The 26,119-nt window shown below is 66.9% G+C and carries 28 protein-coding genes; 12 read left to right on the top strand and 16 right to left on the bottom strand.

Annotated features, from left to right (window positions below; translation table 11 throughout):
• Window positions 1-17 precede the first annotated feature (17 nt).
• The 4 genes from purD to ACQR03_RS25210 all read right to left on the bottom strand — a co-directional run bounded on the left by purD (window position 18) and on the right by ACQR03_RS25210 (window position 3,180).
• Entirely contained in the window at window positions 18-1,301 is a 1,284-nt protein-coding gene (purD, locus tag ACQR03_RS25195) for a phosphoribosylamine--glycine ligase (RefSeq protein ID WP_315716690.1), read from the bottom strand.
• A 71-nt stretch (window positions 1,302-1,372) separates the two neighbouring features.
• Window positions 1,373-1,687 (bottom strand): transcriptional regulator, encoded by a 315-nt coding sequence (locus tag ACQR03_RS25200; protein WP_315716689.1) that lies wholly within the window; start codon window positions 1,685-1,687, stop codon window positions 1,373-1,375.
• A 4-nt stretch (window positions 1,688-1,691) separates the two neighbouring features.
• Window positions 1,692-2,240, bottom strand: a complete 549-nt coding sequence (locus ACQR03_RS25205; RefSeq protein WP_315753434.1) for a hypothetical protein — start codon at window positions 2,238-2,240, stop codon at window positions 1,692-1,694.
• 13 nt (window positions 2,241-2,253) lie between these two features.
• Window positions 2,254-3,180, bottom strand: a complete 927-nt coding sequence (locus ACQR03_RS25210) for an alpha/beta hydrolase (RefSeq protein WP_316201858.1) — start codon at window positions 3,178-3,180, stop codon at window positions 2,254-2,256.
• A gap of 194 nt (window positions 3,181-3,374) precedes the next feature.
• On the opposite strand from ACQR03_RS25210, the gene xseA reads away from it, so the two are divergent.
• Window positions 3,375-4,991: an exodeoxyribonuclease VII large subunit gene (gene xseA / locus ACQR03_RS25215; RefSeq protein WP_316201678.1), complete on the top strand. Its 1,617-nt coding sequence runs from the start codon at window positions 3,375-3,377 to the stop codon at window positions 4,989-4,991.
• A 7-nt stretch (window positions 4,992-4,998) separates the two neighbouring features.
• Here the strand turns inward: xseA and ACQR03_RS25220 are convergent, their stop codons facing one another.
• Window positions 4,999-5,829, bottom strand: coding sequence for a dienelactone hydrolase family protein (locus ACQR03_RS25220; protein WP_315716686.1), 831 nt, complete (start codon window positions 5,827-5,829; stop codon window positions 4,999-5,001).
• A 201-nt stretch (window positions 5,830-6,030) separates the two neighbouring features.
• On the opposite strand from ACQR03_RS25220, the gene ACQR03_RS25225 reads away from it, so the two are divergent.
• Entirely contained in the window at window positions 6,031-6,258 is a 228-nt protein-coding gene (locus ACQR03_RS25225; RefSeq protein ID WP_315716685.1) for a DUF2093 domain-containing protein, read from the top strand.
• Here ACQR03_RS25225 and lpxK read toward each other — a convergent pair.
• From lpxK to ACQR03_RS25255, 6 genes are read right to left on the bottom strand one after another with little or no spacing between them, the layout of a single operon-like run.
• A complete protein-coding gene (gene lpxK, locus ACQR03_RS25230) occupies window positions 6,228-7,253 on the bottom strand; it encodes a tetraacyldisaccharide 4'-kinase (protein ID WP_434841674.1) in 1,026 nt (341 codons plus the stop codon). The genes ACQR03_RS25225 and lpxK overlap by 31 nt on opposite strands.
• Window positions 7,246-8,610: a 3-deoxy-D-manno-octulosonic acid transferase gene (locus ACQR03_RS25235; protein ID WP_410051907.1), complete on the bottom strand. Its 1,365-nt coding sequence runs from the start codon at window positions 8,608-8,610 to the stop codon at window positions 7,246-7,248. The genes lpxK and ACQR03_RS25235 overlap by 8 nt, the downstream gene beginning before the upstream one ends.
• Complete coding sequence (locus ACQR03_RS25240) at window positions 8,546-9,286, bottom strand: lysophospholipid acyltransferase family protein (protein ID WP_316168032.1); 741 nt, start codon at window positions 9,284-9,286, stop codon at window positions 8,546-8,548. The genes ACQR03_RS25235 and ACQR03_RS25240 overlap by 65 nt, the downstream gene beginning before the upstream one ends.
• Before the next feature lie 17 nt (window positions 9,287-9,303).
• The gene (locus ACQR03_RS25245; RefSeq protein ID WP_009031572.1) at window positions 9,304-9,543 is read right to left on the bottom strand and encodes a DUF4170 domain-containing protein; all 240 of its coding nucleotides are present in this window, start codon (window positions 9,541-9,543) and stop codon (window positions 9,304-9,306) included.
• A 58-nt stretch (window positions 9,544-9,601) separates the two neighbouring features.
• The gene (locus ACQR03_RS25250) at window positions 9,602-10,405 is read right to left on the bottom strand and encodes a 3'(2'),5'-bisphosphate nucleotidase CysQ (protein WP_316168076.1); all 804 of its coding nucleotides are present in this window, start codon (window positions 10,403-10,405) and stop codon (window positions 9,602-9,604) included.
• Window position 10,406: 1 nt separating this feature from the next.
• Window positions 10,407-11,795 carry a TldD/PmbA family protein gene (locus tag ACQR03_RS25255; protein WP_409998678.1) on the bottom strand — a complete coding sequence of 463 codons (1,389 nt, stop codon included), beginning with the start codon at window positions 11,793-11,795 and terminating at the stop codon, window positions 10,407-10,409.
• A 284-nt stretch (window positions 11,796-12,079) separates the two neighbouring features.
• On the opposite strand from ACQR03_RS25255, the gene ACQR03_RS25260 reads away from it, so the two are divergent.
• Window positions 12,080-12,604 (top strand): DUF6101 family protein, encoded by a 525-nt coding sequence (locus tag ACQR03_RS25260; RefSeq protein WP_315753424.1) that lies wholly within the window; start codon window positions 12,080-12,082, stop codon window positions 12,602-12,604.
• Here ACQR03_RS25260 and ubiA read toward each other — a convergent pair whose 3' ends face one another.
• The 3 genes from ubiA to ACQR03_RS25275 form a co-directional block, all read right to left on the bottom strand.
• The gene (ubiA, locus tag ACQR03_RS25265) at window positions 12,605-13,537 is read right to left on the bottom strand and encodes a 4-hydroxybenzoate octaprenyltransferase (protein ID WP_316168033.1); all 933 of its coding nucleotides are present in this window, start codon (window positions 13,535-13,537) and stop codon (window positions 12,605-12,607) included.
• On the bottom strand, window positions 13,534-14,211 hold the full coding sequence (locus tag ACQR03_RS25270; protein WP_409977977.1) for a hypothetical protein: 678 nt from the start codon (window positions 14,209-14,211) through the stop codon (window positions 13,534-13,536). Before ACQR03_RS25270 ends, ubiA begins: the two co-directional genes overlap by 4 nt.
• A gap of 266 nt (window positions 14,212-14,477) precedes the next feature.
• On the bottom strand, window positions 14,478-14,912 hold the full coding sequence (locus ACQR03_RS25275) for a hypothetical protein (protein WP_315716677.1): 435 nt from the start codon (window positions 14,910-14,912) through the stop codon (window positions 14,478-14,480).
• Between the two features lie 208 nt (window positions 14,913-15,120).
• On the opposite strand from ACQR03_RS25275, the gene ACQR03_RS25280 reads away from it, so the two are divergent.
• The 6 genes from ACQR03_RS25280 (at window position 15,121) to ACQR03_RS25305 (ending at window position 21,095) form a co-directional block, all read left to right on the top strand.
• Window positions 15,121-15,873, top strand: coding sequence for a 16S rRNA (uracil(1498)-N(3))-methyltransferase (locus ACQR03_RS25280; RefSeq protein WP_434841673.1), 753 nt, complete (start codon window positions 15,121-15,123; stop codon window positions 15,871-15,873).
• A 119-nt stretch (window positions 15,874-15,992) separates the two neighbouring features.
• Window positions 15,993-17,153 (top strand): ATP phosphoribosyltransferase regulatory subunit, encoded by a 1,161-nt coding sequence (locus ACQR03_RS25285; protein ID WP_315716675.1) that lies wholly within the window; start codon window positions 15,993-15,995, stop codon window positions 17,151-17,153.
• Window positions 17,150-18,127, top strand: coding sequence for an ATP phosphoribosyltransferase (gene hisG / locus ACQR03_RS25290; protein WP_316184194.1), 978 nt, complete (start codon window positions 17,150-17,152; stop codon window positions 18,125-18,127). The genes ACQR03_RS25285 and hisG overlap by 4 nt, the downstream gene beginning before the upstream one ends.
• A 70-nt stretch (window positions 18,128-18,197) precedes the next feature.
• Window positions 18,198-19,241: a glycosyltransferase family 2 protein gene (locus tag ACQR03_RS25295; protein ID WP_315716673.1), complete on the top strand. Its 1,044-nt coding sequence runs from the start codon at window positions 18,198-18,200 to the stop codon at window positions 19,239-19,241.
• Window positions 19,238-20,080 (top strand): ChbG/HpnK family deacetylase, encoded by an 843-nt coding sequence (locus ACQR03_RS25300; RefSeq protein WP_315753418.1) that lies wholly within the window; start codon window positions 19,238-19,240, stop codon window positions 20,078-20,080. The genes ACQR03_RS25295 and ACQR03_RS25300 overlap by 4 nt, the downstream gene beginning before the upstream one ends.
• A gap of 211 nt (window positions 20,081-20,291) precedes the next feature.
• Window positions 20,292-21,095 (top strand): DUF2076 domain-containing protein, encoded by an 804-nt coding sequence (locus ACQR03_RS25305; protein WP_315716671.1) that lies wholly within the window; start codon window positions 20,292-20,294, stop codon window positions 21,093-21,095.
• Between the two features lie 89 nt (window positions 21,096-21,184).
• Here the strand turns inward: ACQR03_RS25305 and ACQR03_RS25310 are convergent, their stop codons facing one another.
• Window positions 21,185-21,976 (bottom strand): L,D-transpeptidase, encoded by a 792-nt coding sequence (locus tag ACQR03_RS25310; protein WP_316193626.1) that lies wholly within the window; start codon window positions 21,974-21,976, stop codon window positions 21,185-21,187.
• Window positions 21,977-22,283: 307 nt separating this feature from the next.
• On the opposite strand from ACQR03_RS25310, the gene ACQR03_RS25315 reads away from it, so the two are divergent.
• Window positions 22,284-23,063 carry a protein phosphatase CheZ gene (locus ACQR03_RS25315; protein WP_315716668.1) on the top strand — a complete coding sequence of 260 codons (780 nt, stop codon included), beginning with the start codon at window positions 22,284-22,286 and terminating at the stop codon, window positions 23,061-23,063.
• A gap of 112 nt (window positions 23,064-23,175) precedes the next feature.
• Here the strand turns inward: ACQR03_RS25315 and ACQR03_RS25320 are convergent, their stop codons facing one another.
• Window positions 23,176-23,685: a hypothetical protein gene (locus tag ACQR03_RS25320; protein ID WP_315716667.1), complete on the bottom strand. Its 510-nt coding sequence runs from the start codon at window positions 23,683-23,685 to the stop codon at window positions 23,176-23,178.
• A gap of 330 nt (window positions 23,686-24,015) precedes the next feature.
• On the opposite strand from ACQR03_RS25320, the gene groES reads away from it, so the two are divergent.
• Both groES and groL read left to right on the top strand, forming a co-directional pair.
• Complete coding sequence (gene groES, locus ACQR03_RS25325) at window positions 24,016-24,312, top strand: co-chaperone GroES (protein ID WP_008961387.1); 297 nt, start codon at window positions 24,016-24,018, stop codon at window positions 24,310-24,312.
• Between the two features lie 121 nt (window positions 24,313-24,433).
• Window positions 24,434-26,077: a chaperonin GroEL gene (groL, locus tag ACQR03_RS25330; protein WP_315716666.1), complete on the top strand. Its 1,644-nt coding sequence runs from the start codon at window positions 24,434-24,436 to the stop codon at window positions 26,075-26,077.
• Window positions 26,078-26,119 lie beyond the last annotated feature (42 nt).

Raw genomic sequence — 26,119 nt, forward strand, 5'->3', positions numbered from 1 at the left:
TGCGGCGATCACGATGCTCAGCCCCGGCCGCTTTCCTGCGCCACCGCCTGCCAGGCAATGTCGCGCCGGCAGAAGCCGTCAGCCCATTTGATGCGGTCGACGGCCTGATAGGCCCGCGCCTGAGCCTCGGCGACGCTCTTTCCCGACGCGCAGACATTGAGGACGCGCCCACCATTGGCGAGAATGGCGCCGTCCTTCGCCACCGTGCCGGCGTGGAAGATCTCCACGCCCTCGATCCTCGCGGCATCGTCGAGTCCCTCGATGACACCACCCTTCGCGTAGTCGCCGGGATAGCCCTTCGCGGCCATGACCACGGTGACGGCGGCGTCGGGAAACCAGCGCAGGTCGAAATTCTTCAACTGCCCATCGCAGGCGGCCAGCATGGCGGGCACGAGATCCGACATCATCCGCAGCATCAGCACCTGACATTCCGGATCGCCGAAGCGCACGTTGTATTCGAACAGCTTCGGCCCCTGAGCCGTCAGCATCAGGCCGGCATAGAGAATGCCCTTGAAGGGTGTGCCCCGGGCGCTCATCCCGGCAATGGTCGGCTGAATGATCTGATTCATGATCTCGTCATGAATCTCCTGCGTCACGAACGGCGTCGGCGAATACGCTCCCATGCCGCCGGTGTTCGGTCCCTGGTCGTGATCGAACACCCGCTTGTGGTCCTGGGCAGACGCCAGCGGTATCGCGGTCTCACCGTCGCACAGCGCGAAGAACGACACCTCCCGCCCTTCGAGAAACTCCTCGATGACGACCTCGGCGCCAGCGACGCCAAAGCCGCCCTCGAACATCATCTTGATGGCGTCCTCGGCCTCGGCAACCGTCTTGGCCACGACGACACCCTTGCCGGCCGCGAGCCCGTCCGCCTTGACGACGATCGGCGCCCCGTGCTCGCGGACATAAGCGAGCGCCTCGGGGGCATTGTCGAAGCGGCAGTAGGCGCCGGTCGGGATGTCGTATTCGGCGCAGAGATCCTTGGTGTATCCCTTGGAGCCCTCGAGCTTGGCGGCGAGCCTGGATGGGCCGAACGCCTTGATGCCGGCAGCCTCGAGATCATCGACGATGCCGGCGGCGAGCGGCGTCTCGGGGCCGACCACCACCAGATCCACCTTGTTCGCCCGGCAGAAGGCGATCACCGCCGCATGATCGGCGACGTCGAGCGCGACACATTCGGCCTCCTTGGCGATCCCGGCATTGCCGGGCGCGCACCACAGCTTGGTGAGCAGCGGCGAGCCGGCAATCTTCCAGGCGAGCGCGTGCTCGCGGCCGCCGGAACCAAGGAGCAGAATGTTCATCGTCGATGCCGTCGCAGAGGGGTGGGCCAATTTGGACGCCCCAATTGCCCGGCCCTCGCAACGGAGTCAAATCATGGCTCCGGCGGCTTCGCGGCAGCGCCGGCAATGATGCCCTGCAGGTTCGCGACATAGCGGGCGAAGGCCGCACGGCCGGCCGCGGTCGCCGTGACCGTGGTCTGCGGCTTCTTGCCGACGAAGGCCTTGTCCACGGCGACGTAGCCGGCCCGCGCCAGCGTGTCGATATGCGCGCCGAGATTGCCGTCGGTGGCGCCGGTCAGCTTCTTCAGCCGGACGAATTCCAGCCCGGCCACGGCAGGCAGGGCATTCAGCGCCGCCATGATCTTCAGCCGCAGCGGTTGGTGGATGATCTCGTCGAGCTCCGCCAAACCGTCAGCTCCGCCGCATCCACAAGCCGCCGAGAACCAGGCCACCGCCATTGACGAACGCCATCCACAACGGGAAAGCCTTGCCGATGAAGAGGTAGCCGACCAGGGTCAACGCGGTGACGCAAAGGCCGAACACCGTGAACGCCGCGCCGAACCACAAGCCGGCGAGGCCGTAGAACAGCATGAAATAGATCGGCCAGAATGCGCCCATCTCGCGCGGTCCGAAATGGCCGATCGCTTCGACGAAGAAGCCGAACGCAAAGAACATGACGAAGGCGAGCAGCGCCCGGAGATCGAAGCTGCGTACGCCGGAACGCGCCTTCTCCGTCGCGCCCAACCCCAGCGACCCGGCCAGACCGAGGACATAGACCGATAGCCAGGCCTTGTCGGCGTAGTTGGGCGCGAGATAGGTCACGAGATTGCCGGCGAAGACGAGAACGCCCCAGAGGATCATCAGCAGGCTCGACAGCCGATAGATCTGCGACTGCCGCACGCGCTTCGTCACATCCTCGATGTCGCTGAGCGCCCGCGCGGCTTCCAGGCTGTCGATCATGCGGTTTGGACCTCTAGTGCGTCGCCACGTCCTCGGCGATCGCGCTCACCGCCTGCGGCGCCGACACGATCTCCATGTGATTGACGCCAGCGATCAGCTTCACGTCAACGCCCGGCACGACGGCGTGCGCCGCATCTGCATATTTGTCGGCGAGCATCAGCTCGTCATCGGCGCCGGCGATGACGGTCACCGGGTGCTTCGCCGCAGTGAAATCGGCCTTGTAGCCACGGGTCGCGAAATTGCGGAACAGCCGGTAGCTGTAGGTCGGCGCCAGGAATTTCTCCGAGTTCGGCCTGACAGCAAAGGCCAGCACAGGCAGTGCCTCGCAACACGGCATGCCGATGCGCCTGAGCACGCCGAGCGCCAGGATGCGCGGAATGTCGGGACCGGCCCAGCCGCCCGAATTCTCCCGGTTGGTCGGCGCGTCGTAACCCAGATAGGGCGCGAGCAGCACGGTGCGCGTGAACAGATCCTGGATCGGGGCGCTCGCCGCGCGCAGCGCGAAGCCGCCGCCAGCCGAATGGCCGAGCAACACGATCGGTTGGGCCGGAATCGACCTCCTGACCTCGGCGACGAGGTCGGCGAGATCGTCTTCGAGCTGTCCGAGATGGCCGATGTCGCCGCGGGTGCCGGAGCCGCCATGGCCGCGAATGTCGGGCGCGAAGGTATCGATGCCGCGCGCCGCCAACGCATCGGCAAGGGCATGCACGGCGACGCTGGAGCCGGAGGAGCCGTGGACCACGATCGCGACCTTGCCGACAGCCGTTCCGCGCGCCGGGTAGTGGCGATAGGCGAGCTCGGTGCCATCGCGGGCACTGAAGCGCTGCAGGCCGGGCATGGTGCTGCGGTCGACCTGGCCGGCGGTCTCCGAGATCGACTTGAGCTCGGGCGGGCGCACCAGTGGCGTCGCGATCATCGCAGCCAGGGCCAAAGCGAGCATGCCCAGGAGGCAGAGCCCCCATCCTAGGACCCGAAACAGGAACTTCGCGCCGCGTCGCACGCTCTCCTCCAGCCCTTCTGCATTTTACAGAGTACTCTATACTACAGAGCTATCGAAAAGGCAACGGCTTGATTGGCGGCGGACGCGGAAAGCCCCTACCTTGGCTGCTGCTCCCCGAACCGAATCAAACAGCGATGCCGCCTGCGGAAGCCTTGCCCAACGCGCCCGAATTCACCGTCACCGAGCTGTCCTCGGCGCTGAAGCGCACGGTCGAGGACCAGTTCGGCCACGTCCGGGTGCGCGGCGAGATCACCGGCTTTCGCGGGCCGCATTCCTCGGGGCATTGCTATTTCGCGCTCAAGGACGAGAGCGCCAAGATCGAGGCGGTGATCTGGAAGGGCGTGCATGGCCGCATGCGCTTCAAGCCCCAGGAGGGGCTCGAGGTGATCGCCACCGGCAAGCTCACCACCTATCCGAACTCGTCGAAATACCAGATCGTCATCGAGGCGCTGGAGCCGGCCGGGATCGGCGCGCTGATGGCGCTGATGGAGGAGCGCAAGCGGAAGCTCGGGGCCGAAGGACTGTTCGATCCCGCACGCAAGCAACTGCTGCCATGGCTGCCCGAGGTGATCGGCGTCGTCACCTCGCCGACCGGGGCCGTCATTCGTGACATCCTGCACCGGCTCGAGGACCGCTTTCCTCGCCGCGTGCTGGTCTGGCCCGTGAAGGTGCAGGGCGAAGGCTCGGCCGAGCAGGTTGCCGCCGCGATCCGCGGCTTCAACGATTTGCCGCAGGATGGCCCGATCCCGCGGCCCGACGTGCTGATCGTCGCGCGCGGCGGCGGCTCGCTGGAGGACCTGTGGTCGTTCAACGAGGAGATCGTGGTCCGCGCCGCGGCCGAGAGCATGATCCCGCTGATCTCGGCGGTCGGCCACGAGACCGACGTGACCTTGATCGATTTCGCCGCCGACAAACGTGCGCCAACGCCGACCGCAGCCGCGGAAATGGCGGTGCCGGTGCGCAGCGAGCTGATGCAGGAGGTCGCAAGCCTCGCGCGCCGTGTCGGCGTCTGCTGGCAGCGCAGCCAGGAGAGCCGCCGCAACGAGCTGCGCGCCGCCGCGCGCGCCCTGCCCGGCCCTAGCGATCTGCTCGCCATTCCCAGGCAGCGGCTGGATTCGGCGGCCGCCAACCTGCCACGCGCGCTGAAGACCAACACGCATGTTCACTTTCGCCAATTCGCGGCGGCGAGCGCCAAGCTCACTCTGCGCGTGCTGCACGCGCAGATCGCGCAATCACGCCATCGGCTCGTCGCGTCGTCCGAGCGGCTGTCGCTGTCGTCGCGCGGCCAGCTGCACCGGCGGCGCGAGCGATTCGAGGCGCTCGACGCCCGCTTCAAGGCCTCGCGCCAGGCCTATGCCCAGGCCAAGCGCCAGGCCATCGGTCGCGAGCGCGACCGGACCGAACGTCTTGCCGAGCGGGCCCGGCGCGCGTTGCTGACCCAGCTTCAGCGCCTGTCGGCCCGCGTCGGCCAGAACGAGAAGCTCCTCACCGCGCTGTCCTATCGCAGCGTGCTGGCCCGTGGATTTGCCCTGGTGCGTGACGAGGCCGGCCACCCGCTGCACCATGCCGCGAGCATCGGTCCGGGCGATGCGCTCTCGATCGAATTTGCGGACGGCAAGGTCGCGGCCACGGCGGGCGCGGACCGCCCACTTCCGCCGGCAGCGCCGTCATCGCCGAAACCTGCGCGCGAGGCCAAGCCTCCGGCACCGAAGCGCACGCCCGATCCCGCCGACCAAGGCAGCCTCTTCTGAGTGGCCTTCAGCGCGCCAGCCAATCGGCCACGAGCTTCTGCGCATCGGCGCGCGCCTCGGGATCCGAGCCGACATGGCCGCGCTCGGGCGCCCCGGCGTCGGATCCCGCGACCTGATGCAGCGGCAGGTTCACACGATCGAAATCGTGATAGGCGCCGGGATAGATGACGATGCGGGTCAGCGCGCTGCGGCCGCGCGCGCCATCGATCATCTGCCGGCACGCGGGCGGCGAATAGACGTCGTCCAGGCCGCCGATCAGCACCAATGTCGGGACGCGCGTGCTCCAGCCGAGGCCGGACGAGGCGCGGCAATCCGGATAGAACGCCACCGCCGAGCGAAAATCCGGCGAGACATGCTCGGGCAATTGCGGGCGCACCGCCCACAACAGCGCGCTCGCGCCGGCCGCCCAGCCGACCAGGCTGACCCGGTCGGGCATCGCCCAGGCTTGCTCGGCCAACCATTTCTGCGCGATCACGATGTCGGCGACACGCTCGCGCCGGCCGCTGATACGACGCTCCTTGACGCGGCATTGCGGGCCCAACCCGCGCGAGCCGTAGCTGTCCGGCAGCAGGACGGCCTTGCCGTCCCTGACGAGTTCCTCGGCCCAGTCGCGATAGCGCGGCAGCACCGGCTCCGAGCGGCCGGAAAGCCCGCCGCAGCCGTGGAGCGCGACGACGACCGGAAATGGGCCGGCCCCCTTCGGCCGGTAGAGCTGGGCGTGCAGCACATAGCTTCCCGAGGGGATCTCGACCGCGACGGGCGCTGGCAACGGCTCTGCCAAGGCTGGAAACGCCGTGGCGCAGAGCAGTGAGACGACGATGGCGACGAGGGAGCGCATCAAACCAGCCGGGCGGGACAAGCGGCGGATATCGCAATCTAGCTAGCACGGAGTTTCGAGCAGAAGCATCACAAATCAGTGGGTTTGCGCGGGGGGACAGCGTCCCCCATCTATGCTAGGAAATCATCGAAATTCGGCCTGTCGTGTGCGCGCGGCGCCCGCGTAGGGGGACTTCACGTCAAGGAATTGGAGATCGCGGACGTGCTCAACAAGTTTGGTCCCTCGGGCCAGGGCGAGGCGCAGGTGCAGTATCTGGATGGCGATTTCCGGGTGATCTCACCGGGAAGCTATGTGCGCTGCGCGGTCACCGATGTGCGGATTCCGCTGGACGAGCTGAAGTATTGGAGTGTCGATCTGCAGGAAGCCTACGCCCTGCCGAGCGCCGTGCTGCAGCGGCATTATCCGGGCGCGTTGAAGGCCAACGGCTGATCTTTGCGCTTCGCTGACAGCCGTTGCACAACCAGCGCGCGCAACGCGGCGAGATCGTCGAACTGCAGTGTGACCGGGAATGCCATGACATCGGGCGCGGCCTCGTGGCCGCGGAACCGCACGAGATCCTTTTCCGTGGTCACCAGGGCAAATCCATCACGCCTGGCTTCGTTGGCGAGGGCCACGACGTCGCCCGCCGTGAACGGGTGGTGATCCGGAAAGGCACGCTCGCGCCTGACGTCGAGACCAGCGCCGCGAAGGGTGCGGAAGAAGCGGGCGGGGTCGCCGATCCCGGCAAACGCCAGCAACGGCCTGCCCCGCAGCGCCGCAACGATCTGCGGATCTGGCTGCAACGCGGCTGAAAACACCGGCTTGCCGGCCGCCAACACATGTGAGGCGACCGCCTCGCTGGCTCGGCCGCTGCCGATCACGACCAATGCGTCGGTGCGCGCCAGTTGCGGCGGCAGCGGCGCGCGCAATGGTCCGGCGGGAAACACCTCGGCATTGCCGAGGCCGCGCGCGCCGTCGATCACGATCAGCGCGAGATCCTTCGTGATCGACGGATTCTGGAAGCCATCGTCCATCAGGATGACGGTGGCGCCTTGCGCCTTGACGAGACCGATGCCGTCGGCGCGATTGCGCGCCACGACGACCGGCACCCGCGCGGCCATCATCAGCGGCTCGTCGCCGACATCGGCAGCCTCATGGACCGCAGGATCGACGACGACGGGACCGCCCAGCCGGCCGCCATAGCCACGGCTCAGCACCACCGGCCGCTCGCCGAGGTCACGCAGAATATCCGTCAGCGCCAGCACGGTCGGCGTCTTGCCGGCTCCGCCGACGTGGAAATTACCGACGCAGATCACCGGCAGGCCGGCATCGACGCCGCCTTGCGCCATCCGACGTGCGGCAACGGCGCCGTAGAGTGTCGAGAGCGGAGACAGCAGACGCGATTGCCAGGAGGCCGGCCGATGCCAGAAGGCCGGCTCACGCATCGCCGGCGGCCCCCATCTCGAGCCTGACCTGCAACAGATACGGCTCGAGCGCTGACAGCGTCCGCTCCAGCGCGCCACCGAGCTGATCGACCACCCGCGTTCCTGCCGCAACCAGGCTGTTGCCGGCTGCGGGATCAGCGAGCAGTTGCCGGAGTTGGCGGATCAGCGCCTCCTGATCGTGGGCGAGCCTGGCTCCCCCGGCTTTGTCCAGCGACTCATAGACGTCGGTGAAGTTGAACACGTGCGGCCCGTGCACGATGGCCGCACCCAGCTTGACGGCCTCGATCGGATTCTGGCCGCCATGCTCGACCAGCGAGCCGCCCATGAACACGACCGGCGCCAGCCGGTAGAACAGGCCGAGCTCACCCATCGTGTCGGCGACGTAGATGTCGGTGCCGGCGAGCGGCTGGTCCTCCCGCGACCGCAAGGCGCCCCGCAGGCCGGCACTTGCGACGAGCTCGGCGACCGCCGGGCCACGATGCGGATGGCGCGGCACGATCACGGTGAGCAGCGACGGATAGGACACCGACAAGGCCCTGTGGGCCGCAATCAGGATCTCGTCCTCGCCGGGATGCGTGGAGGCGGCGACGACGACCGGACGGCCGCGCGTCATCGCCGTGAGCCGATCGAGCTTCGCCGGATCGGCGGGCGGCGCCGGCACGTCGAGCTTGAGATTGCCGGTGGTGATGACGTTGCGCGCGCCGAGCGCGGCGAACCGGTCGGCATCCGCCTGCGACTGCGTCAGGAAGAGATCAAAGCGTCCGAGCAAGGCGGAGATGGTGCCGGACATGCGGCGCCAGCGCGGGAACGAGCGCGGCGACATGCGGCCGTTGATCACCACCATCGGCACCCGCCGCGAGGCGCCAGCGAGGATGAGATTCGGCCAGAGGTCCGACTCGATGAACAGCCCGAGCGAGGGACGCCAATGATCGAGAAACCGCTCCACGAAGCGCGGCGTGTCATAGGGCACGTATTGGTGGATCACGTCGGGCGGGAAGCGCTTGGCCACGATGGCGGCCGACGTCACGGTGCCGGACGTGATGAGGATGCGGATGTTGAGCTCACGCAGCCGCTCGATCAGCGCCGCCGCCGCCAGCACCTCGCCGACGCTGGCACCGTGAATCCAGACCAGCGGACCCAGCGGGCGCGTGTCATGGCTCAGGCCGCGCCGCTCGTCGGTCCGCTCGGGATCCTCCTTGCCATGCTTGAGCCGCTGTCTGATCAGTGCCGGCGCAAGCGGCACCGCCGCCGAGGACAACCCGCGGTAGACACGCAGGGCCATCGGCAGGGGGCTAGGCACTCGATGCTCCCGACGCGACCGGCCGAGGACAGGCCTCGGGACGGCCGACGATCTCATAGGCGCGGCGCATGCATTCGTTCAGCGTCGCCTCGAGGTCGAGACGTGCCTCTTCCATCATCGCGGCGTCGGCATCGCGCGGCACGTTGATTTCCTTGATTCCCACCAATGCGCCGCGGCCGAATGGCAAATTGATGGTGGTGCTGTCCCAGTTCTTCAGGCGGATGAAGCGGCTCGTGACCATTGCGAACGGCATGATCGGACGTCCTGATTCGCGCGCGAGCATGATGATGCCGAGACCCGCAATCCGCGCCCGCTTCGGCACATCGGCGGTCGATGCAACATTATAGTTGTCTTCGAGCGCCCGCACCATCTCCTTGAACGCCCCCACCCCGCCTTTCCGGTGGAAGGAGGAGCCATGATCGCCGGAGCCGCGGATGGTTCCGATGCCGAGCCGCTCGGCGGCGATCGCGTTGAACTCGCCGTCGCGATGCCGGGAGATCAGCACCTTGGCGCGATAGCTCGGCTTGTTCTTGATGAAGGGGGTCAGCAGATGCTGGCCGTGCCAGAACGCGAAGATCGCCGGCATCTGCGGCTCGACGATGTCGTAGACCTCCGGCGGCTCATAGGTGAAGCGGTTGGTCAGCCACACCAGCCGCAGGTACTCGGCCGCGAGGAACCCGACGGCACGCTGGAACCAGCCGCTACGCAGCGTATTACGGATCAGATGTTTCAAGTCGCGAGCTTTGCGTCTTACTTCGCATCCTGACCGGGATCGAGCAGCCGGTGCAGGTGAACGATGAAATAGCGCATGTGGGCGTTGTCGACCGTCATCTGCGCCTTGGCTCGCCAGGCGGCGTGGGCCGCCGCGTAGTTCGGATAGACGCCGACGATATCGACCTTGTCGAGATCCTTGAATTCGTTCTTGTCGAGATTGATGAGCTCGCCGCCGATCACGAGGTGAAGGAGCTGCTGCGAGGCGCTATCTGTCATCGGTATCGTTTCCTAGTCAACGCCTTGCAGGCGACGTGGAGGGTGCGATCCAGGGCGTTCAGTCCGGCGGTAACCTGCGATACTGCGCGACGATGTCGGCATGTCGGTCGCGGCCCGCTGCCACCAGCACCCCGTGCACCACCTCCGGACGATTATAGAGGATCGCCTCGCCGGACAACGCGGTCATTTTACCCCCCGCTTCCTGCACGATCAAATGAGCCGCCGCAAGATCCCAATCGCGGCTTTGCCCGCCTGCAAAAGCGGCATCGAGCCCGCCATGCGCGACACGGCAAAGGCGCAGCGCCAATGATCCGATTCGCGGATGGAGTTCAATTCGCGCCGAATCCGGAGCCAGCCGCTCAACCAACGGTTTTGGACCGGCCACGCGCGAGAATTCGAGCTCTCGTCCGGGCGCCACCCGAACCGGCTGTTCGTTCAACGTGGTGCCACTACCGCGGGCGGCGAAGAAGAACTCCTCGCTGACCGGGACATGCACGGCGGCGAGTATCGGCGCACCGTGCTCGATCAGCGCAACGCTCACGCACCAGTCGTTGCGGCCGCCGAGATAGGACCGCGTGCCGTCGATCGGATCGACGATCCAGACCCGCGACCGGCCGAGTCTTTCCCGATCATCCGCGCTCTCCTCGGACAGCCAACCGTAATCTGGCGTTGCGGATCGCAGCCTGCGTTCGAGCAGTGCATTGACCGCCATGTCGGCTTCGGAGACGGGCGACGACGCCCCCTTGGTCCATTTGCGCAGCTCCGTTCCGAACATCGAACGTGCGAGCTCGCCGGCTTCGCGGACCGCCTCCTTCAGGAGCCTGGCGTCTGCCGCGAGGCTGGTCTCGTTCGGTTTCTCGATCTCATCGTCCGCCAAGCGTCAATCCTTCGATGCGCACCGTCGGCGCATTGACGCCATAGCGGAATTCCAGATCGCTGGCGGGCGTCATCGACTTGAAGATCTCGAACAGATGCCCGGCGATCGTCACCTCGCTCACGGCATAGCCGATCTCGCCATTCTCGATCCAGAAGCCGGACGCGCCGCGGCTGTAGTCCCCGGTGACGCCGTTGACGCCCGAGCCGATCAGGTCGGTGACGTAGAAGCCCTGCTTGATGTCCGAGATCAGCTCCTTGGCTGTCACGACGCCGGCTTCGAGATGCAGATTGAACGGACCGGGCGAAGGCGACGACGACACGCCGCGATGGGCGTGGCCGGTCGTCACCATGCCGAGCTCGCGCGCGGTGCCCGAGTCCAGCAGCCACGTCGTCAGCACGCCATCGTCAACCAGCGCCGTCTGCTTCACCTTCACGCCCTCGGCGTCGAACGGTTGCGACCGCAGTCCGCGCTTGCGCAGCGGATCATCGATGATGCGGATGCCCTTGGCGAAGAGCTGCGCGCCGAGCTTGTCCTTGAGGAAGCTGGTCTTGCGCGCGATCGAGGCGCCGTTGATGGCGCCGACCAGATGTCCGACCAGCGAGCCGGACACGCGGGGATCGAACACCACCGGCACCTGGCACGTCGCAACCTTGCGCGGATTGGCGCGCGCCACCGCGCGTTCGCCAGCGCTGCGCCCGACGGCCGCGGGCGCCAGCAGGTCGGCGCCGTGCGGAGCCGCCGTGTAGTCGTAGTCGCGCTCCATCCCGGTGCCTTCGCCGGAAATGGCGGTCGTCGAGATGCTCTGGCTCGAACGCAGATAGGCGCCGTGAAAACCGTCGCTCGTGACCAGCACCATGCCGCCGATGCCGGTCGAGGCCGACGCACCACCGGACTTCGTCACGCCCTTCACGCCGAGCGCGGCGGCCTCCGCCTCCTGGGCACGGCGTTCCAGCTCTGCGGTCGAGGGAATCTGCGGATCGAGCAGGTCGAGCTCGGGAATATCGCGCGCCAGCAGCGCCGGATCGGCGAGGCCGACATATTGGTCGTCAGGCGCCACCCGCGCCATCGCCACGGCCCGCTCGGCCAGCCGCGCCACGCCGTCGCCGCTGACGTCGTTGGTCGACACCACGGCCTGGCGCTTGCCGACGAGAACGCGCAGGCCGACATCGTCGCCTTCCGAGCGCTCGGATTCCTCGACGCGCCCGTCACGGACCTCGACGCCCTGCGAGATGCCGCGCACCGCGATGGCGTCGGCGGCATCGGCGCCGGCCTTCCTCGCGGCTTCCACCAGCCGCTCGGCGAGCGTTCGCAGGGCGGACTGGTCGAGCAGATCTGATTGGGCTGATGTCGACGATGAGGCTGGGGAAGAGGTCACGAACACGATCCGATCGATGTCAGGTGGGCGGCGAAGACGGCTCAATCCAAACGAAATGTGGCCTGTTCACGCCGACTTCAAGCAGGACGGCAGACGGCACATCGGATTGTCGGCAAATCGGCAAGGTCTCGTCAATCATGCGGGGCAAGCGCTTGTCAATCATGACGGTGAGAGGATCATGCGTGAGATCTGATTAACCAGGCTTGTTAAGCCGATACGGGCGATCCGCGTGGCAAGGTCACACGCATCGACCGGGAGCATAATCCCGGCGGGGAGACCAAGCCGTGAGGCGTCAAACAGCAACAGGCGGAAGCAATTCCGCTGGGTCGGGCCGCGTCCTGCGGCTCGACCCTCTTTCCCTGCCCGTCTCGTACAGCGCGCACGATACCCGTGCCGATGGCGGGATCCGGCAGATCGAATTGCACCGGGAGCGCGTGGTCCTGCGGCGTGCCGTCAGCGGCATGCGCATGGCCCTGAACCTCCGCGTCAGCGACTTCCTCGGCATCGGCGTGCGCGAAATCGACGCCACGCAGGTGATGCTGGTGCTCGTCCACCGCGACCCCTCCCTGACCATCCCGCTCTGCGTCAGCGACGACCAGAACGAGATCGTTGCTGCGTGGGCGATGTGGAGCGAGACGTTCGCGCTGCCGCAGTTGCAGGACGCGCGCCGCGAGGCGACGCCGCGCCGCCGTCGCCGCAACGCGATCCGCTCGCGCCGCCCGCGCTTCCTGATGCGCCGCCGTGTCGGCTACCAGCTCAATCCGGCCTCGGTCCATCGCGGCGAGCGCGAGATCATCGCGCGCAACTGATCAGGTTGCGCGTAGCACGGCATCGACCAGCAGCCCTGCGAACAGCAGCAGCCCAGCATCGCGGTTCGACTTGAACACCCGCAGGCACAGCGCCGGATCGGCGATATCCAGACGCCATATCTGCCAGCCGAGATGCGCGGCAAAACCCGCGAGTCCGAGCCACGCCGCGACATGCACATGGGCAGTCGCGAAGGCGGCCCCTATCAGCATCACGGCCAAACTGTAGAAGACGACCAGCGCCAGATGTGTCCGCTCGGCAAACAGGCGCGCGGTCGACTTGATGCCGATCAGCGCGTCATCCTCAGCGTCCTGATGTGCGTAGATCGTGTCATAGGCGATCACCCACGAGATCGACCCGGCGTAGAGCAGCAGCGCGGTTGCATCGATGCGGCCGAACGCAACCGCAAATCCCATCAGCGCGCCCCACGAGAAGGCGAGACCCAGCACGACCTGCGGCCACCAGGTGACACGCTTCATGAACGGATAGATCGCGACGATCAGCAACGAGGCGATGCCGGTGGCGATTGCGAACCGGTTGAACTGTAGCAGTACCACCAAGCCGATCAGGGCCTGCGCCACCAGGAAGGCGAGCGCCTGCTTCACGCCGACCTGCCCGGCCGGAATCGGTCGCGAACGAGTGCGCTCCACCTTGGCGTCGAGATCGCGGTCGGTGATGTCGTTCCAGGTGCAGCCGGCGCCACGCATGACGAACGCGCCGACGAAATAGAGCCCGATCCACGCCGGCAGCATGGACAGATCCCCGCCGATCCCGGCCGCCAGAGCGGCCGACCACCAGCACGGCATCAGCAGCAGCCAGGATCCGATCGGGCGATCGAAGCGGGCGAGCCGCAGGTAAGGCCGGCTCCACACTGGCGCCAGCGTGTCGACCCAGTTGCCGGTCGCGTCAGCAACGCGGACGGCGGTCGTGCTCATCGGGTGAGAACGTTGCCAGTCATGGTGTCGAAGGCGGAACCGCCCTTCTTCGTCGTGTTGGCCTCAGGCAGCGCAGCCGACGAGCCCAGCACGTCGCTCAGGCTCGGAGCCGCGGGCCTTCCGGCCCCCGACTGCATCTGCGCCGCCACGGCACAGACCTTCTTTTCCAGCGCGTCGGTGTTCTTGTGACCGGCCTTCAGCTGATCGGAGATCTGCTGGGGAATGCCGCAGCTCGCCGCATGCGCCTCGACATATTTGATCATCTTCACTTCGGCCTTGCCGAAATTGGCGATCAGCTTGCAGGCCTCGTCAGGCGAGGCCTTGCGGTCGCTCGCGGCCTTGATCAGCTTGCCGCGACGCTCGGCTTCCTCGCGCAGCGGCATGAACTCCTTCATGCAGCTCTCCGGCGGGCCACCCTGCGGCGCGGCTCCCATCGGGGCCGGCTGGAAGCCGCCACCGCCACCGCCGCCGAACGCCGAGGCGCCTGGACTGGGGAACGGACTTGCCGGGGCAGCAGCCCGGGTCGGCGCCGCACCGTTGATGGGTGGAAACGGCGAATTGCTGGTCTGGGCCTGGCCAGGCATCGGCGCGGGAAACGAGCTCTGCGCGAAGACCTGCCCTGTGGAGAGCACCAGGGCGGCAACGGCGAGCGGCATGAAAGACTGGCGGACGATCAAGGCTGGTTCTCCGGCAAGACCAAGAATCCTCAACACTTCCGGATGAAAGCACGATCCGATCCGGGGCTTTTACGATTCTCGCCCGTCCAGCACAACCGCGGATTTGATCACATCCGCGGCGCAGAGACGCAGCCGGGTTCCAACCGGCGCGGAGGCCCAAAACGAGGCCCTTCCCGAACGTCGGAGCCCAAAAATCCGTTCACTCCGCGCCCTCGCCCACCTGGTCAAGCCGGAGTCGCCAGTTCAGCGGCCGGCGGGACGGTTCACGTCGCCGTGCACACCTTGCGCATCACGGCCAGGGTGTTTTCGTGATTCGCCTTCAGCTGATCGGTGATCTTGGCGGGGATTCCACATAGCGAGGCATGCGCGACGGCGTAGTCGATCATCTTGGTCTGGGCGAGCTCGTAGTCATGCACCAGCTGACAGGCCTCGCCGGGCGCAAAGCGCCGCTCAGTCGCCGCCTTGAGCAGCTTGGCCCGGCGGGCGGTCTCGTCCCGCAGCGGGGTAAACTCCTTCAGGCAGGTCTCGGGCGGGCGGAAGCCAGCCACGCCGGCACCGCCCGGAACCGCGGGGGCCGCCCGTTGCGGCGGCGCGGCGACCGCCTTGTCATCGGCCCGGGACGGCGCGGCGACCATCACCGCGATGATCGCGACCAGCGCCCAGATCGCAAGCGCCGAAGTCGAATGTCTCAAGATCAAGGCCGTTCTCCGCATCGAGGCTTACGGAATCGTCGGATGTCCGTCCCGGGGGACGACCGGCGGGATCGAAACGGTAAAATCTGTCGACAGCACGGCCGAAAGGCGCCATCGCCGATATCCGATACAACACCACGTGACGGCCCTTCCGGCTTTGCGGCTGGCGCGTGGGTCCGGTAAGCAACGTCCATCATCGGCTCCGCTTCGCTCCATGCCCGCATACGACTTCAACGCCCCGCGCCTGTTCGTCGACGCGCCCCTGCAGGAGGGAGGCTCGGTCGCGCTCGACCGCAACCAGGGAAATTATCTCGGCAACGTCCTGCGCCTTGGCGCCGGCGATCACGTGCTGGCCTTCAACGGCCGCGACGGCGAATGGCTGGCCGTGATCGAGGGCCGCAAGCGGCCGGATGGCCTGACGATCCAGGAGCAGAGCCGGCCGCAGGATCAGCTGCCGGACATCGCCTACGTCTTCGCACCGCTCAAGCACGCGCGGCTGGACTACATGGTGCAGAAGGCGGTCGAGATGGGCGCCGCGCGGCTGGAGCCGGTGATCACCCGTCGCACCCAGGTGTCGCGCGTGAATAGCGAGCGCATGCGCGCCAACGTGGTCGAGGCCGCCGAACAATGCGGCATCCTCAGCCTCGCCGACGTCAAGGACCCGGTGCCGCTGGAGCGCTTCCTCGCGCAGCGGCAACCCGAGCGGCTGCTGGTGTTCTGCGACGAGGCGGCCGAACTGGCCGATCCGCTGCAGGCCCTGCGCGGCGGCCAGAATGCGGCCGGCATCGACCTGCTGATCGGACCGGAGGGCGGTTTCGCCGACGATGAACGGACGCTGCTGCTGCGCCAGCCGCATGCGATCAGGCTGGCCCTGGGCCCGCGCATCCTGCGCGCGGATACGGCCGGCGTCGCCGCCCTCGCCGTGATTCAGGCGACGCTCGGAGACTGGGCCGGAGCCCGCGGTTAAGGCATCCGACCAATTGTGGCGCGCCGCGGCCATTCCCAGTCGAAACCGTCAAACGGCCATGCTAAGGGGCAGCCGCCGCTTCCAGCGGGCGCCCAAGCCACTTTGGAACTCGAATCGACATGACCGGACCCGCTCCGACCGGACCCGCCGCGTGGGCGGACACGCTGCTGCAATCCTTCGCCCAGGCCGGCTATGAGCGGGCCGAGCCGGCGATCCTGCAGCCGGCCGAGCCGTTCCTCGACCTCTCCGGGGAGGACATCCGCAAGAGCCTCTATCTGACCAGCGACGCCGCTGGCGAAGAGCTGTGCCTGCGCCCCGACCTGACCATTCCCGTCGCCCGTGACTACCTCGCCTCGGCCCGCGCCGGGCAGCCGGCCGGCTTCAGCTACCTTGGTCCAGTATTTCGCTACCGCGAGGGCCGCCCGAGCGAGTTCCTGCAGGCCGGGATCGAATCGTTCGGCCGCCAGGACCGGCCCGCTGCCGATGCCGAGATGCTGGCGCTGGCGATCGAGGCGACCGCCGCCGCCGGCCTTGCCGCGGTGGATATCCGCACCGGCGACGTCGCGCTGTTCACGGCCTTGATCGACGCCCTCGATCTCTATCCGGTCTGGCGGCGGCGGCTGATCAAGGACTTCAACCGCAAGCGCACCCTGGCGCAGGACCTCGAGCGGCTGGCGATCGCCTCGGTGGCGCCGCGCAACGAGTATGAGGGCGTGCTCGCCGCTCTGGCCGGCTCCGACCGCAAGGCGGCGCTCGCTTTGGTCACCGACCTGATGTCGATTGCCGGCGCAACCGCCGTCGGCGGCCGCACGGTGGCGGAGATCGCCGACCGCTTCCTCGAGCAGTCCACCCTCAAGAGCGGGGCGCTGCCGCGTGACGCGCTGGACCGCATCAAGCGCTTCCTGGCCATCAGCGGCAGCCCGACCGAAGCCGTCCAGCAGCTTCGCGCCCTCGCCGCCGATGCCAAGCTCGACATCTCGGCCGCGATCGACGCGCTGGAGGCCCGCGCGGGCTTCATGGCCCAGCGCGGCATCGACATCGCCAAGGTGCGCTTCGCCACGTCGTTCGGCCGCGGCCTCGACTACTACACCGGTTTCGAGTTCGAGCTGCATCATCCTGACAATGGCGACGAGCCGCTGGTCGCCGGCGGCCGTTATGACGGCCTGCTGAGCCAGCTCGGCGCCGCCGAGTCGATTCCGGCCGTCGGCTTCTCGATCTGGATCGAGCGCCTGGCCCAGAGCAGCGCCGTGGGCAAGTCCCCGGTCGGGAGAGCATCATGAGCGGCCCCCTCGTCCTCGCCGTTCCCTCCAAGGGACGTCTGCAGGAGAATGCCGAAGCCTTCTTCGGCCGCGCCGGGCTGAACCTGTCCAAGCCCGGCGGCGCGCGCGACTATCGCGGCACCATCGCAGGTCTCGACAATGTCGAGATCGCCTATCTCTCTGCGAGTGAGATCGCCTCGCAACTGGCGCGCGGCAGCGTGCATCTCGGCGTCACCGGCGAGGATCTCGTGCGCGAGAGCATCACCGATGCCGACAAGCGCGTGCTGCTGATCGACACGCTCGGCTTCGGCGGCGCCAACGTCGTCGTCGCGGTGCCGCAGGCCTGGATCGACGTCCGGACCATGGCCGATCTCGACGACGTCACCACCGGTTTTCGTGCCCAGCACAATCGCCGGATGCGCGTCGCCACCAAGTACATCAACCTGACGCGCAGCTTCTTCGCCGCCCACGGCATCGTCGATTACCGCATCGTCGAGAGCGCCGGCGCCACCGAGGGCGCGCCCGCGGTCGGCACCGCCGAGCTGATCGTCGACATCACCAGCACCGGCTCGACGCTCGCCGCCAACGGGCTGAAGGTGCTGGACGACGGCGTGATCCTGCGCAGCCAGGCCAACCTGGTCGCCTCGCGCGACGCCGACTGGTCGGAGGGTCCGCGCGAGAGCGCCCGGATCATTCTCGACCACATCCATGCCCGCGCCCGCGCCAGCAAATACCGCGAGGTCCGCACCCGCTTCAAAGGGTGCGACGCAGCAATGCTGACCGAGGCGCACAACCGCTTCGGCGTCGTGGCGCCGTTCGGCGGCCCGACCTCGTCCGGCATGCTCACCCTGCACTGCCCGCCGGCGCAGATCTACGCGCTCGGCAGCTTTCTGCGCGCGCATGGTGCCGAGACCGTCTCGGTCGCCTCGCTCGACTACGTGCTCGACCGCGAGAATCCGCTGTTTGCCCGCCTCGAGGCCTTCCTGCGATCATAAATCGCCGTTCATCGTAGCGACAGGTGAGCGCGACTACCATATGTTGGTAGGAGAACGAGGACTCTGAGCGATGCTGGGAACTGACGTGTCCGACCTGACCACGACCGCGGCCGACGCCGCGTCGCAGGGACTGTCGATCGTTATCCCCGTCTATAACGAGGGCGCGGGACTGACGGCGCTGCACGAGCGGCTGAATAATCTCGCACGCACCCTGCGTCAGCGCTTCGGTCTCGCCTGTGAGCTCGTTTATGTCGACGATGGCAGCCGCGACAACACGCTCGCGATTGCCCGCACCCTGCAGGCCGATGCGCTCGATGTGCAGGTCGTGTCGCTGTCGCGCAATTTCGGCAAGGAGGCCGCGCTGATGGCCGGCCTCGATCATGCCCGGCGCGGCGCGGTGCTGTTCATGGACGGCGACGGCCAGCATCCGCCGGCCCTGGTCGAGCAACTCGTCACGCACTGGATCAAGGACGGCTACGACGTCGTCTATACCGCCAAGGCGCATCGCGACAACGAGCCGTTCCTGCGCCGGGTCGCCGTTCACGGCTTCTACGCGCTCATCAACTGGGGGGCGCGGCAGAAGATTCCGGAGGATGCCGGCGACTTCCGCCTGCTCTCGCCGCGCGCGGTGGCCGCGCTACGGCAGCTGCCCGAGCGCAACCGCTTCTTCAAGGGCCTGGCGAGCTGGATCGGCTTCCGTCAGATCCGCGTCGACTATGAGCCAGCGGCCCGCGCCCATGGCGTCACAACCTTCAACCTGACCGGCCTGCTAGGCCTGTCGATCGAAGGTCTCACCTCGTTCTCGGTCGCGCCCTTGCGCTTCGCCAGTCTGCTCGGAATCCTGCTGGCCTCGGCCGCGTTCCTGTTCGGCCTCTCGATCCTCTGGGAGACCTTCACAACCGGCAAATCGGTGCCTGGCTATCCCTCGCTGATGGTCGGCCTGATGACGATCGGCGGCGTGCAGCTGATCATGATCGGCATCATGGGCGAGTATATCGGCAAGATCCTGTCCGAGCTGAAGGCGCGTCCGATCTACTTCGTCGCCGAGCACAGCGAGAAGCGTGCAGCGCTCGATGCGCGGAGCGACGGCGCCGAGAGGAACGCCGCCGAATGAGCGCCACGCCGCACCGGCGCATCTGGCTGTGCGCCGATGACTATGGCATCAGCCCCGGGGTCAACAGCGCCATCCGCGACCTGATCGCGCGCGGTCGGCTGAACGCCACCTCGGTGATGACCGTGGGCGCCGCGATCGGGCGCGACGAGGTGACGGAGTTGACCAAGGTCGCGTCCGACAGCCCGCGCTGCGCCATCGGCCTGCATGTCACGCTGACCGCGCCGTTCCGGCCCCTCACAATGCACTTCCGCCCGTCGGAGGGCGGCATGTTCCTGCCCTTTCCCAAGCTGCTGCGCGCCGGAATGTCCCGCCGGCTCGATCCCGAGCTGATCCGCGCCGAGGTGCTGGTCCAGCTTGCGGCGTTCGGCGAGCTGTTCGGCCGCGCCCCGGATTTCGTCGACGGCCATCAGCATGCCCAGCTCTATCCGCAGGTGCGCGAGGGCTTCCTCGCCGCGGTCAAGGAAGCCGCGCCGGCGGCCTGGGTGCGTCAGGGGGGGCGGAACGTGCCGCTGATGCAGCGGCTGACGGCACCGAAGGCGCTGCTGCTGGACGTCCTGAGCGCACAATTCCGCCGTCATGCCAAGCGGGCCGAGATCGCCTTCAATCCTGCCTTCGCCGGCGCCTACGACTTCAGCAAGACCTCGGATTTCGCCACGTTGATGGACGGCTTCCTGGACGAGCTGCCCGAGGACGGGCTGGTGATGTGCCACCCCGGCTTCGTCGACGACGTCCTGATCGAGCTCGATCCTTTGACCGTCCAGCGCGAGCACGAGCACGCCTATCTCGCCGGCGAGCATTTTCCAGCGCTGCTCGACCGCCGGCGGATGACGCTGGCCTGAACGGATCTTGCGGGTCTGCGACGAACAAAAGGCCGCCCGGCTGCGTTCCTCCTGTAGTGCGGGCAACATCGAGGTCCAAAACGCTGCGCAAGCCCGAGAGACGCTGTGTCGCATACGGAAATTTAATCCGCGCCCCGGCTGGCCGGGCCACAAAGTCCCCCTAAATCTTGGCCGCGCTTGGCCGGAACAAGGCAAGCGGCAGGAGAACGACATGACACCGCAAGAACGCCAACTCATCGACGATCTGTTCGACCGGCTTGCCAAGTTGGAGAGTGCACCGCGTGATCCGGAGGCCGCCGCCGCCATCGCCCAGGCGCTGCAGCGGGCTCCCAATGCCGTCTACGCGCTGGTGCAGACGGTGCTGGTGCAGGACGAAGCCTTGAAGCGCGCCAATGCCCGCATCGAGGAGCTGCAGCACGCCCAGGCCCCGCAGCAGGCCCAGTCCGGCGGCTTCCTCGATTCGATGCGCGACAGCATCTTCGGCTCGGGCAGCCGCGGTTCGGTCCCCAACGTGCCGCCGCCGTCGCAGAGCCGACCGGTCTGGAACAGCGGTCAGGCGATGCCCCCGGGCTACCAGGGCCAGCCCGGCTATCCCGGTCAGCCCGGCCCTTACGATCAGGGCGGCTTCGGCCAGCCGCGTGGCGGCATGTTCGGCGGTGGAGGCGGCTCGTTCCTCGGCACGGCGGCGGCCGCTGCGGCGGGCATGGTCGGCGGCTCGCTGCTGCTCGGCGGCATCCGCTCGATGATGGGCGGCGGGTCGCATCAGGCGTTCGGTGACACCACGATCATCGAGGAGCGCGGCGGTGGTGCCGGCCCGTGGAGCGGCGACCAGTCCAGCGGCTCGCTGGCGCGCGACGCCGGTCTCGACGACATCGGCCGCTCGGGCGGCGACGGCGGGCGTGCCGGCCTGTTCGACCAGGCGAACTATGACGACAGCGGCAATGACAACGACGCGGCCGACTTCGATGCCGATGACGGCTATGGCGACGACGACGGTGGCAGCGACTACGCTTGATGCTCCCGGGTCGCAGCGAACTGAAGAATGCGAAAGGCCGCCCCCACGGGCGGCCTTTTTCAGTTGCGGATGTCGTGCAGCGGCGGTCGTCAGAGCACGATGACCCGAGCCCCGACGTTCACGCGGCCATAGAGGTCGATGACATCCTCGTTGCGCATCCGGATACAGCCTGACGAAACGTTGGTGCCGATCGTCCATGGCTCGTTCGAACCGTGGATCCGATACAGCGACGAGCCGAGATACATCGCGCGTGCGCCGAGCGGGTTCTGCGGTCCGCCCTCCATGTGCCGCGGCAGGTCGGGCCGGCGCGCGAGCATTTCCGGCGGCGGCGTCCAGTCCGGCCATTCGCGCTTGGCCGAGATCGTCTTCACGCCCGACCAGGTGAAGCCGGGGCGGCCGACGCCGATGCCATAGCGGAGCGCCCTGCCCTCGCCCTGAACCAGATAGAGGAACTTGTTCGGCGTATCGATGACGATCGTGCCCGGCCGTTCTTTGCCGTCGTAGTCAACGATCTGTTTCTCGTATTTCGGATCGAGCGGCCGCTGCGTCTGCTCATAGGCCTCCTCATCCGGTACTCCCTGCTGCGGGACCATGCCCGGCGCCAGCCGCTGCGGCTCGTAGTAGGACGGCTGCTGCTGGTACATCGGCTGTCCCGGCCGAGGCATGCCGCGGCCGCCTTGCGGATCGCCGAACAGGAATTCGATGAAGCCACCACCCATGCGCGAGCGTTCGACATAAGCGGCGCGCACCGGCGCGGACTGCTGCGGCGGCCCGCTGTAAATCACGGTCGGCTGCTGAAATCCCTGGGCCGCAGCCCGATCCAGACCTGAATGGAATGCGCATGCGCCGGCCAGCAGCGCTATGGAGAATGATTTGAACATCGACGTACTCTGTACTGTTTCGTCTGGAGACTGTTCGTCGCGCGAGGCGGCAACGCCGCCGCGTATCGTCAATAAAGAGCAAAACCCGATCGCTTTGGTAAACGCGGGAGGCGCCGGGATTCACCATCGCTGCATACGTCGGCGGTTTTGATCGCTAGCGTTTATTTTGCGTGAAGGCCGGCGGAGCATGGTTAATAGTTGACGCACGATGCACGCCAGCGTTGCCCAACGGCGGTTCCTGGCGTGAACGCGATGTTAAATAGCCTCTGCGTAGAACTGATCCGAGCAAAAGGTCAGGGATACTATCATGGCTGTTCGCAAGCGTTTCCGTATCGAAGAAGCAATCGTCGGCCATATGCCGGAGCCTGAATTCGTGGGCGGCGAGATCGGCCCCAACCACAAGGAAATCATGGACGAGCTGCGCGCGATCCGCTCCCAGATGGCCAATGCGATCCGAAGCGGCGGCAGCAACACGGCGAACGCCGCCATCGAAGAGTCCGCCGCACGCGAGGTCGCCGAAGCGCGCGCGCTGCTCGAGACCTATCGCGCCCAGATCGAGCAGTGCGAAAAGCTCAAGGTCGAGCTCGACCTGATCCACGACGCGATCAACCGCACCAAGGGCGAGATCGCGACCCTCCATGCCAAGAGCTTCAACGGCGAGGAGATGGCCAAGGTCAACGGCGAGCTCGGCGCGGTCGTCGGCGGCACCGAGCAGGCGACGCAGCAGATCCTGGAAGCCGCGGAGGCGATCGACCAGGCCGCCAGCGCGCTGTCCAAGGTGGACTCGGCCGACCAGCAGAAGATCCTGAGCGAAGAGATCCAGGAGCGCGTGGTCTCGATCTTCGAGGCCTGCAACTTCCAGGACCTGACCGGCCAGCGCATCAACAAGGTCATGACCACGATGAAGTTCATCGAGCACCACATCGTGGTGATGATGGACATCTGGGGCGGCGTCGACGCCATCAAGGCGCATACGCCGCCGATCGTCGACCACCGCGAGGGCGACGCCCGGCTGCTGAACGGCCCGAAGGCGGAAGGCGACGTCGGCCACGCTTCGCAGGACGACATCGACGCGATGTTCAACTGACCTCGGCCAGTCCCAGCGACCGCTCCAGGCAACGTCACCATACAGGAACGCCGGCGCTATCGCCGGCGTTTTTCGTTCGACTCTCGACCTTTGCGGGATGTTCGCCCGGATCTCAGGCGCGCGGTCCGCAGCGGACGTAGACCATCGTCTGGTAACGGGTCGCCGCATCCTTGTCGACGAAGCGGGTGATCAGCACACGGCCGTCGAAGGAGACGACCTCGCGGTCCTGCTCGCCGCCGGGCGGTCCGGCCGGGCCGATGTAGTTCTTGCCGCTGGCCGATCCCTTCAAGCGCAGTTCCTGGGGAGTCGCCTGGTCGGCCAGGTGCATCACGACACCACCGGACGTGCCTGCCCCGATGACGTAGGGCTGTTTGCACTGCGCCAAAGCCATCTTTTCGGTGCGCGGGCGGTCATTCGGGTTGTTGTAGGCGGCAAGCCCCCATTTGCCCACGAGATCCTCGGCGCGAATCGTGGCCGGCACCTCGGGCTCGACCGGCGCCTCGGTCTGCTGCATGGGGGTCGACGGCGACAGGCTGAAGCCCGTGCACGCTCCCAGAAGCATCGTGAGCGCCGACGCGATCGCGAGATTGGCAACCGGCCGCGCGCACCGTGAACTCGTCATGGCATCCCCTTAGGAACAAGATCATGGCTGCCCCGTCCGGCAACCAAGCGCAAAACGCTCGTCAGAGCAATGACGTCGGATGACGACGCCGCTCCACTAACATGTCTGGCCCGGGACAACATCCCCTAACAGCCTCAAGAACGGCTTAACGGCTGGCCGTTGCTTGACAGGAACAGCCGCAAGCCATATTTCCCCGAGCGGTCTTTAGCACTCGGAGGGCGGGATTGCTAAGGCTGCGAGCCAGTTGGCGCCAAGTGGGCGTTCAATGTGGCCGCATTCAGATTTCCTCCGACAGCAACACTTATCCAAGCACCCCAAAAGGGATCCGTCATGGCCAAATCGAAGTTTCGTCCCCTGCACGACCGCGTCGTGGTTAAGCGCATCGACGCCGAAGAGAAGACCAAGGGCGGCATCATCATTCCCGACAGCGCCAAGGAAAAGCCCTCGCAGGGCGAAGTCGTCGCCGTCGGCCCGGGCGGCCGCGACGAGAGCGGCAAGCTGATCCCGATCGACGTCAAGGTCGGCGACCGCGTGCTGTTCGGCAAGTGGTCCGGCACCGAGGTCAAGCTGGACGGCGAGGAACTCCTGATCATGAAGGAGTCCGACATCATGGGCGTCGTCGCCTGATCCCGACCTGTCGGGGGCGGCGATCAGCCGCCCCGGGCGAAAATGCTCTGCAACCTCGTTCCGGCGACAGACGGGCGATCACGCCCCTCGCCGTCGAGGTCTACTCCAGGAGAATTCTGAAATGGCAGCCAAGGACGTCAAATTCGCCGGCGACGCACGCGACCGCATGCTGCGCGGCGTCGACATTCTCGCCAACGCCGTCAAGGTGACGCTCGGCCCGAAGGGCCGCAATGTCGTCATCGAGAAGAGCTTCGGCGCTCCGCGCATCACCAAGGACGGCGTCACCGTCGCCAAGGAGATCGAGCTGGAGGACAAGTTCGAGAACATGGGCGCGCAGATGCTGCGCGAGGTCGCCTCCAAGACCAACGACACCGCCGGTGACGGCACCACCACCGCGACCGTGCTGGCCCAGGCCATCGTGCGCGAGGGCGCCAAGGCGGTTGCCGCCGGCATGAACCCGATGGACCTCAAGCGCGGCATCGACATCGCGGTGGCCGCCGTGATCAAGGACATCGAGAAGCGCGCCAAGCCGGTCGCCTCGTCCTCCGAGGTCGCCCAGGTCGGCACCATCTCCGCCAACGGCGACGCCGCGATCGGCAAGATGATCGCCCAGGCGATGCAGAAGGTCGGCAACGAGGGCGTCATCACGGTCGAGGAGAACAAGTCGCTCGATACCGAGGTCGACATCGTCGAAGGCATGAAGTTCGACCGGGGCTATCTCTCGCCCTACTTCGTCACCAATGCCGAGAAGATGACCGCCGAGCTGGACGACGTCTACGTGCTCCTGCACGAGAAGAAGCTGTCGGGCCTGCAGGCCATGCTGCCGGTGCTCGAAGCCGTGGTGCAGTCGGGCCGCCCGCTGCTGATCATCGCCGAGGACGTCGAGGGCGAAGCGCTGGCGACGCTGGTCGTCAACCGCCTGCGCGGCGGACTCAAGGTCGCCGCCGTCAAGGCGCCGGGCTTCGGTGATCGCCGCAAGGCCATGCTCGAGGACATCGCGATCCTGACCGGTGGTCAGCTGATCTCGGAAGATCTCGGCATGAAGCTCGAGAACGTCACGATCAAGATGCTCGGCCGCGCCAAGAAGGTCGTGATCGACAAGGAGAACACCACGATCGTCAACGGCGCCGGCAAGAAGGCCGACATCGAGTCGCGCGTCGGCCAGATCAAGGCGCAGATCGAGGAGACCACCTCGGACTACGACCGTGAGAAGCTGCAGGAGCGTCTGGCCAAGCTCGCCGGCGGCGTCGCGGTGATCCGCGTCGGCGGCGCGACCGAGATCGAGGTCAAGGAGAAGAAGGACCGCGTCGAGGACGCCCTCAACGCGACCCGCGCTGCGGTGCAGGAAGGCATCGTCCCTGGTGGCGGCGTGGCGCTGCTGCGCGCCAAGAAGGCCGTCGGCCGCATCACCAACGCCAATTCGGACGTCCAGGCCGGCATCAACATCGTGCTGAAGGCGCTCGAGGCTCCGATTCGCCAGATCTCCGAGAACGCCGGCGTCGAAGGCTCGATCGTGGTCGGCAAGATCCTGGACGAGAAGTCCGAGACGTTCGGCTTCGACGCGCAGACCGAGGATTATGTCGATATGGTCGCCAAGGGCATCATCGACCCGGCCAAGGTGGTCCGCACCGCGCTGCAGGACGCCTCGTCGGTCGCAGGCCTCCTGGTCACCACCGAGGCCATGGTCGCCGAGCTGCCGAAGGATGCTGCTCCGGCGATGCCGGCCGGCGGCGGCATGGGTGGCATGGGCGGCATGGGCTTCTGAGCCCTGCTTTCGACATCTCACATTCAGGAAGGCCGCCTCCGG

It is taken from the genome of Bradyrhizobium sp. HKCCYLS3070 (assembly GCF_051167575.1).
In the GTDB taxonomy this organism is placed as follows: Bacteria; Pseudomonadota; Alphaproteobacteria; order Rhizobiales; family Xanthobacteraceae; genus Bradyrhizobium.

Excerpts from the sequence above, each read along its gene's own strand:
- purD (WP_315716690.1), bottom strand. The coding sequence starts at position 1,301 with ATGAACATTCTGCTCCTTGGTTCCGGCGGCCGCGAGCACGCGCTCGCC.
- ACQR03_RS25205 (WP_315753434.1), bottom strand. The coding sequence starts at position 2,240 with ATGATCGACAGCCTGGAAGCCGCGCGGGCGCTCAGCGACATCGAGGAT.
- ACQR03_RS25210 (WP_316201858.1), bottom strand. The coding sequence starts at position 3,180 with ATGCTCGCTTTGGCCCTGGCTGCGATGATCGCGACGCCACTGGTGCGC.
- xseA (WP_316201678.1), top strand. The coding sequence starts at position 3,375 with ATGCCGCCTGCGGAAGCCTTGCCCAACGCGCCCGAATTCACCGTCACC.
- ACQR03_RS25220 (WP_315716686.1), bottom strand. The coding sequence starts at position 5,829 with ATGCGCTCCCTCGTCGCCATCGTCGTCTCACTGCTCTGCGCCACGGCG.
- lpxK (WP_434841674.1), bottom strand. The coding sequence starts at position 7,253 with ATGCGTGAGCCGGCCTTCTGGCATCGGCCGGCCTCCTGGCAATCGCGT.
- ACQR03_RS25235 (WP_410051907.1), bottom strand. The coding sequence starts at position 8,610 with ATGAGATCGTCGGCCGTCCCGAGGCCTGTCCTCGGCCGGTCGCGTCGG.
- ACQR03_RS25245 (WP_009031572.1), bottom strand. The coding sequence starts at position 9,543 with ATGACAGATAGCGCCTCGCAGCAGCTCCTTCACCTCGTGATCGGCGGC.
- ubiA (WP_316168033.1), bottom strand. The coding sequence starts at position 13,537 with ATGAGCACGACCGCCGTCCGCGTTGCTGACGCGACCGGCAACTGGGTC.
- ACQR03_RS25280 (WP_434841673.1), top strand. The coding sequence starts at position 15,121 with ATGCCCGCATACGACTTCAACGCCCCGCGCCTGTTCGTCGACGCGCCC.
- ACQR03_RS25285 (WP_315716675.1), top strand. The coding sequence starts at position 15,993 with ATGACCGGACCCGCTCCGACCGGACCCGCCGCGTGGGCGGACACGCTG.
- hisG (WP_316184194.1), top strand. The coding sequence starts at position 17,150 with ATGAGCGGCCCCCTCGTCCTCGCCGTTCCCTCCAAGGGACGTCTGCAG.
- ACQR03_RS25295 (WP_315716673.1), top strand. The coding sequence starts at position 18,198 with ATGCTGGGAACTGACGTGTCCGACCTGACCACGACCGCGGCCGACGCC.
- ACQR03_RS25300 (WP_315753418.1), top strand. The coding sequence starts at position 19,238 with ATGAGCGCCACGCCGCACCGGCGCATCTGGCTGTGCGCCGATGACTAT.
- ACQR03_RS25305 (WP_315716671.1), top strand. The coding sequence starts at position 20,292 with ATGACACCGCAAGAACGCCAACTCATCGACGATCTGTTCGACCGGCTT.
- ACQR03_RS25310 (WP_316193626.1), bottom strand. The coding sequence starts at position 21,976 with ATGTTCAAATCATTCTCCATAGCGCTGCTGGCCGGCGCATGCGCATTC.
- ACQR03_RS25315 (WP_315716668.1), top strand. The coding sequence starts at position 22,284 with ATGGCTGTTCGCAAGCGTTTCCGTATCGAAGAAGCAATCGTCGGCCAT.
- ACQR03_RS25320 (WP_315716667.1), bottom strand. The coding sequence starts at position 23,685 with ATGACGAGTTCACGGTGCGCGCGGCCGGTTGCCAATCTCGCGATCGCG.
- groES (WP_008961387.1), top strand. The coding sequence starts at position 24,016 with ATGGCCAAATCGAAGTTTCGTCCCCTGCACGACCGCGTCGTGGTTAAG.
- groL (WP_315716666.1), top strand. The coding sequence starts at position 24,434 with ATGGCAGCCAAGGACGTCAAATTCGCCGGCGACGCACGCGACCGCATG.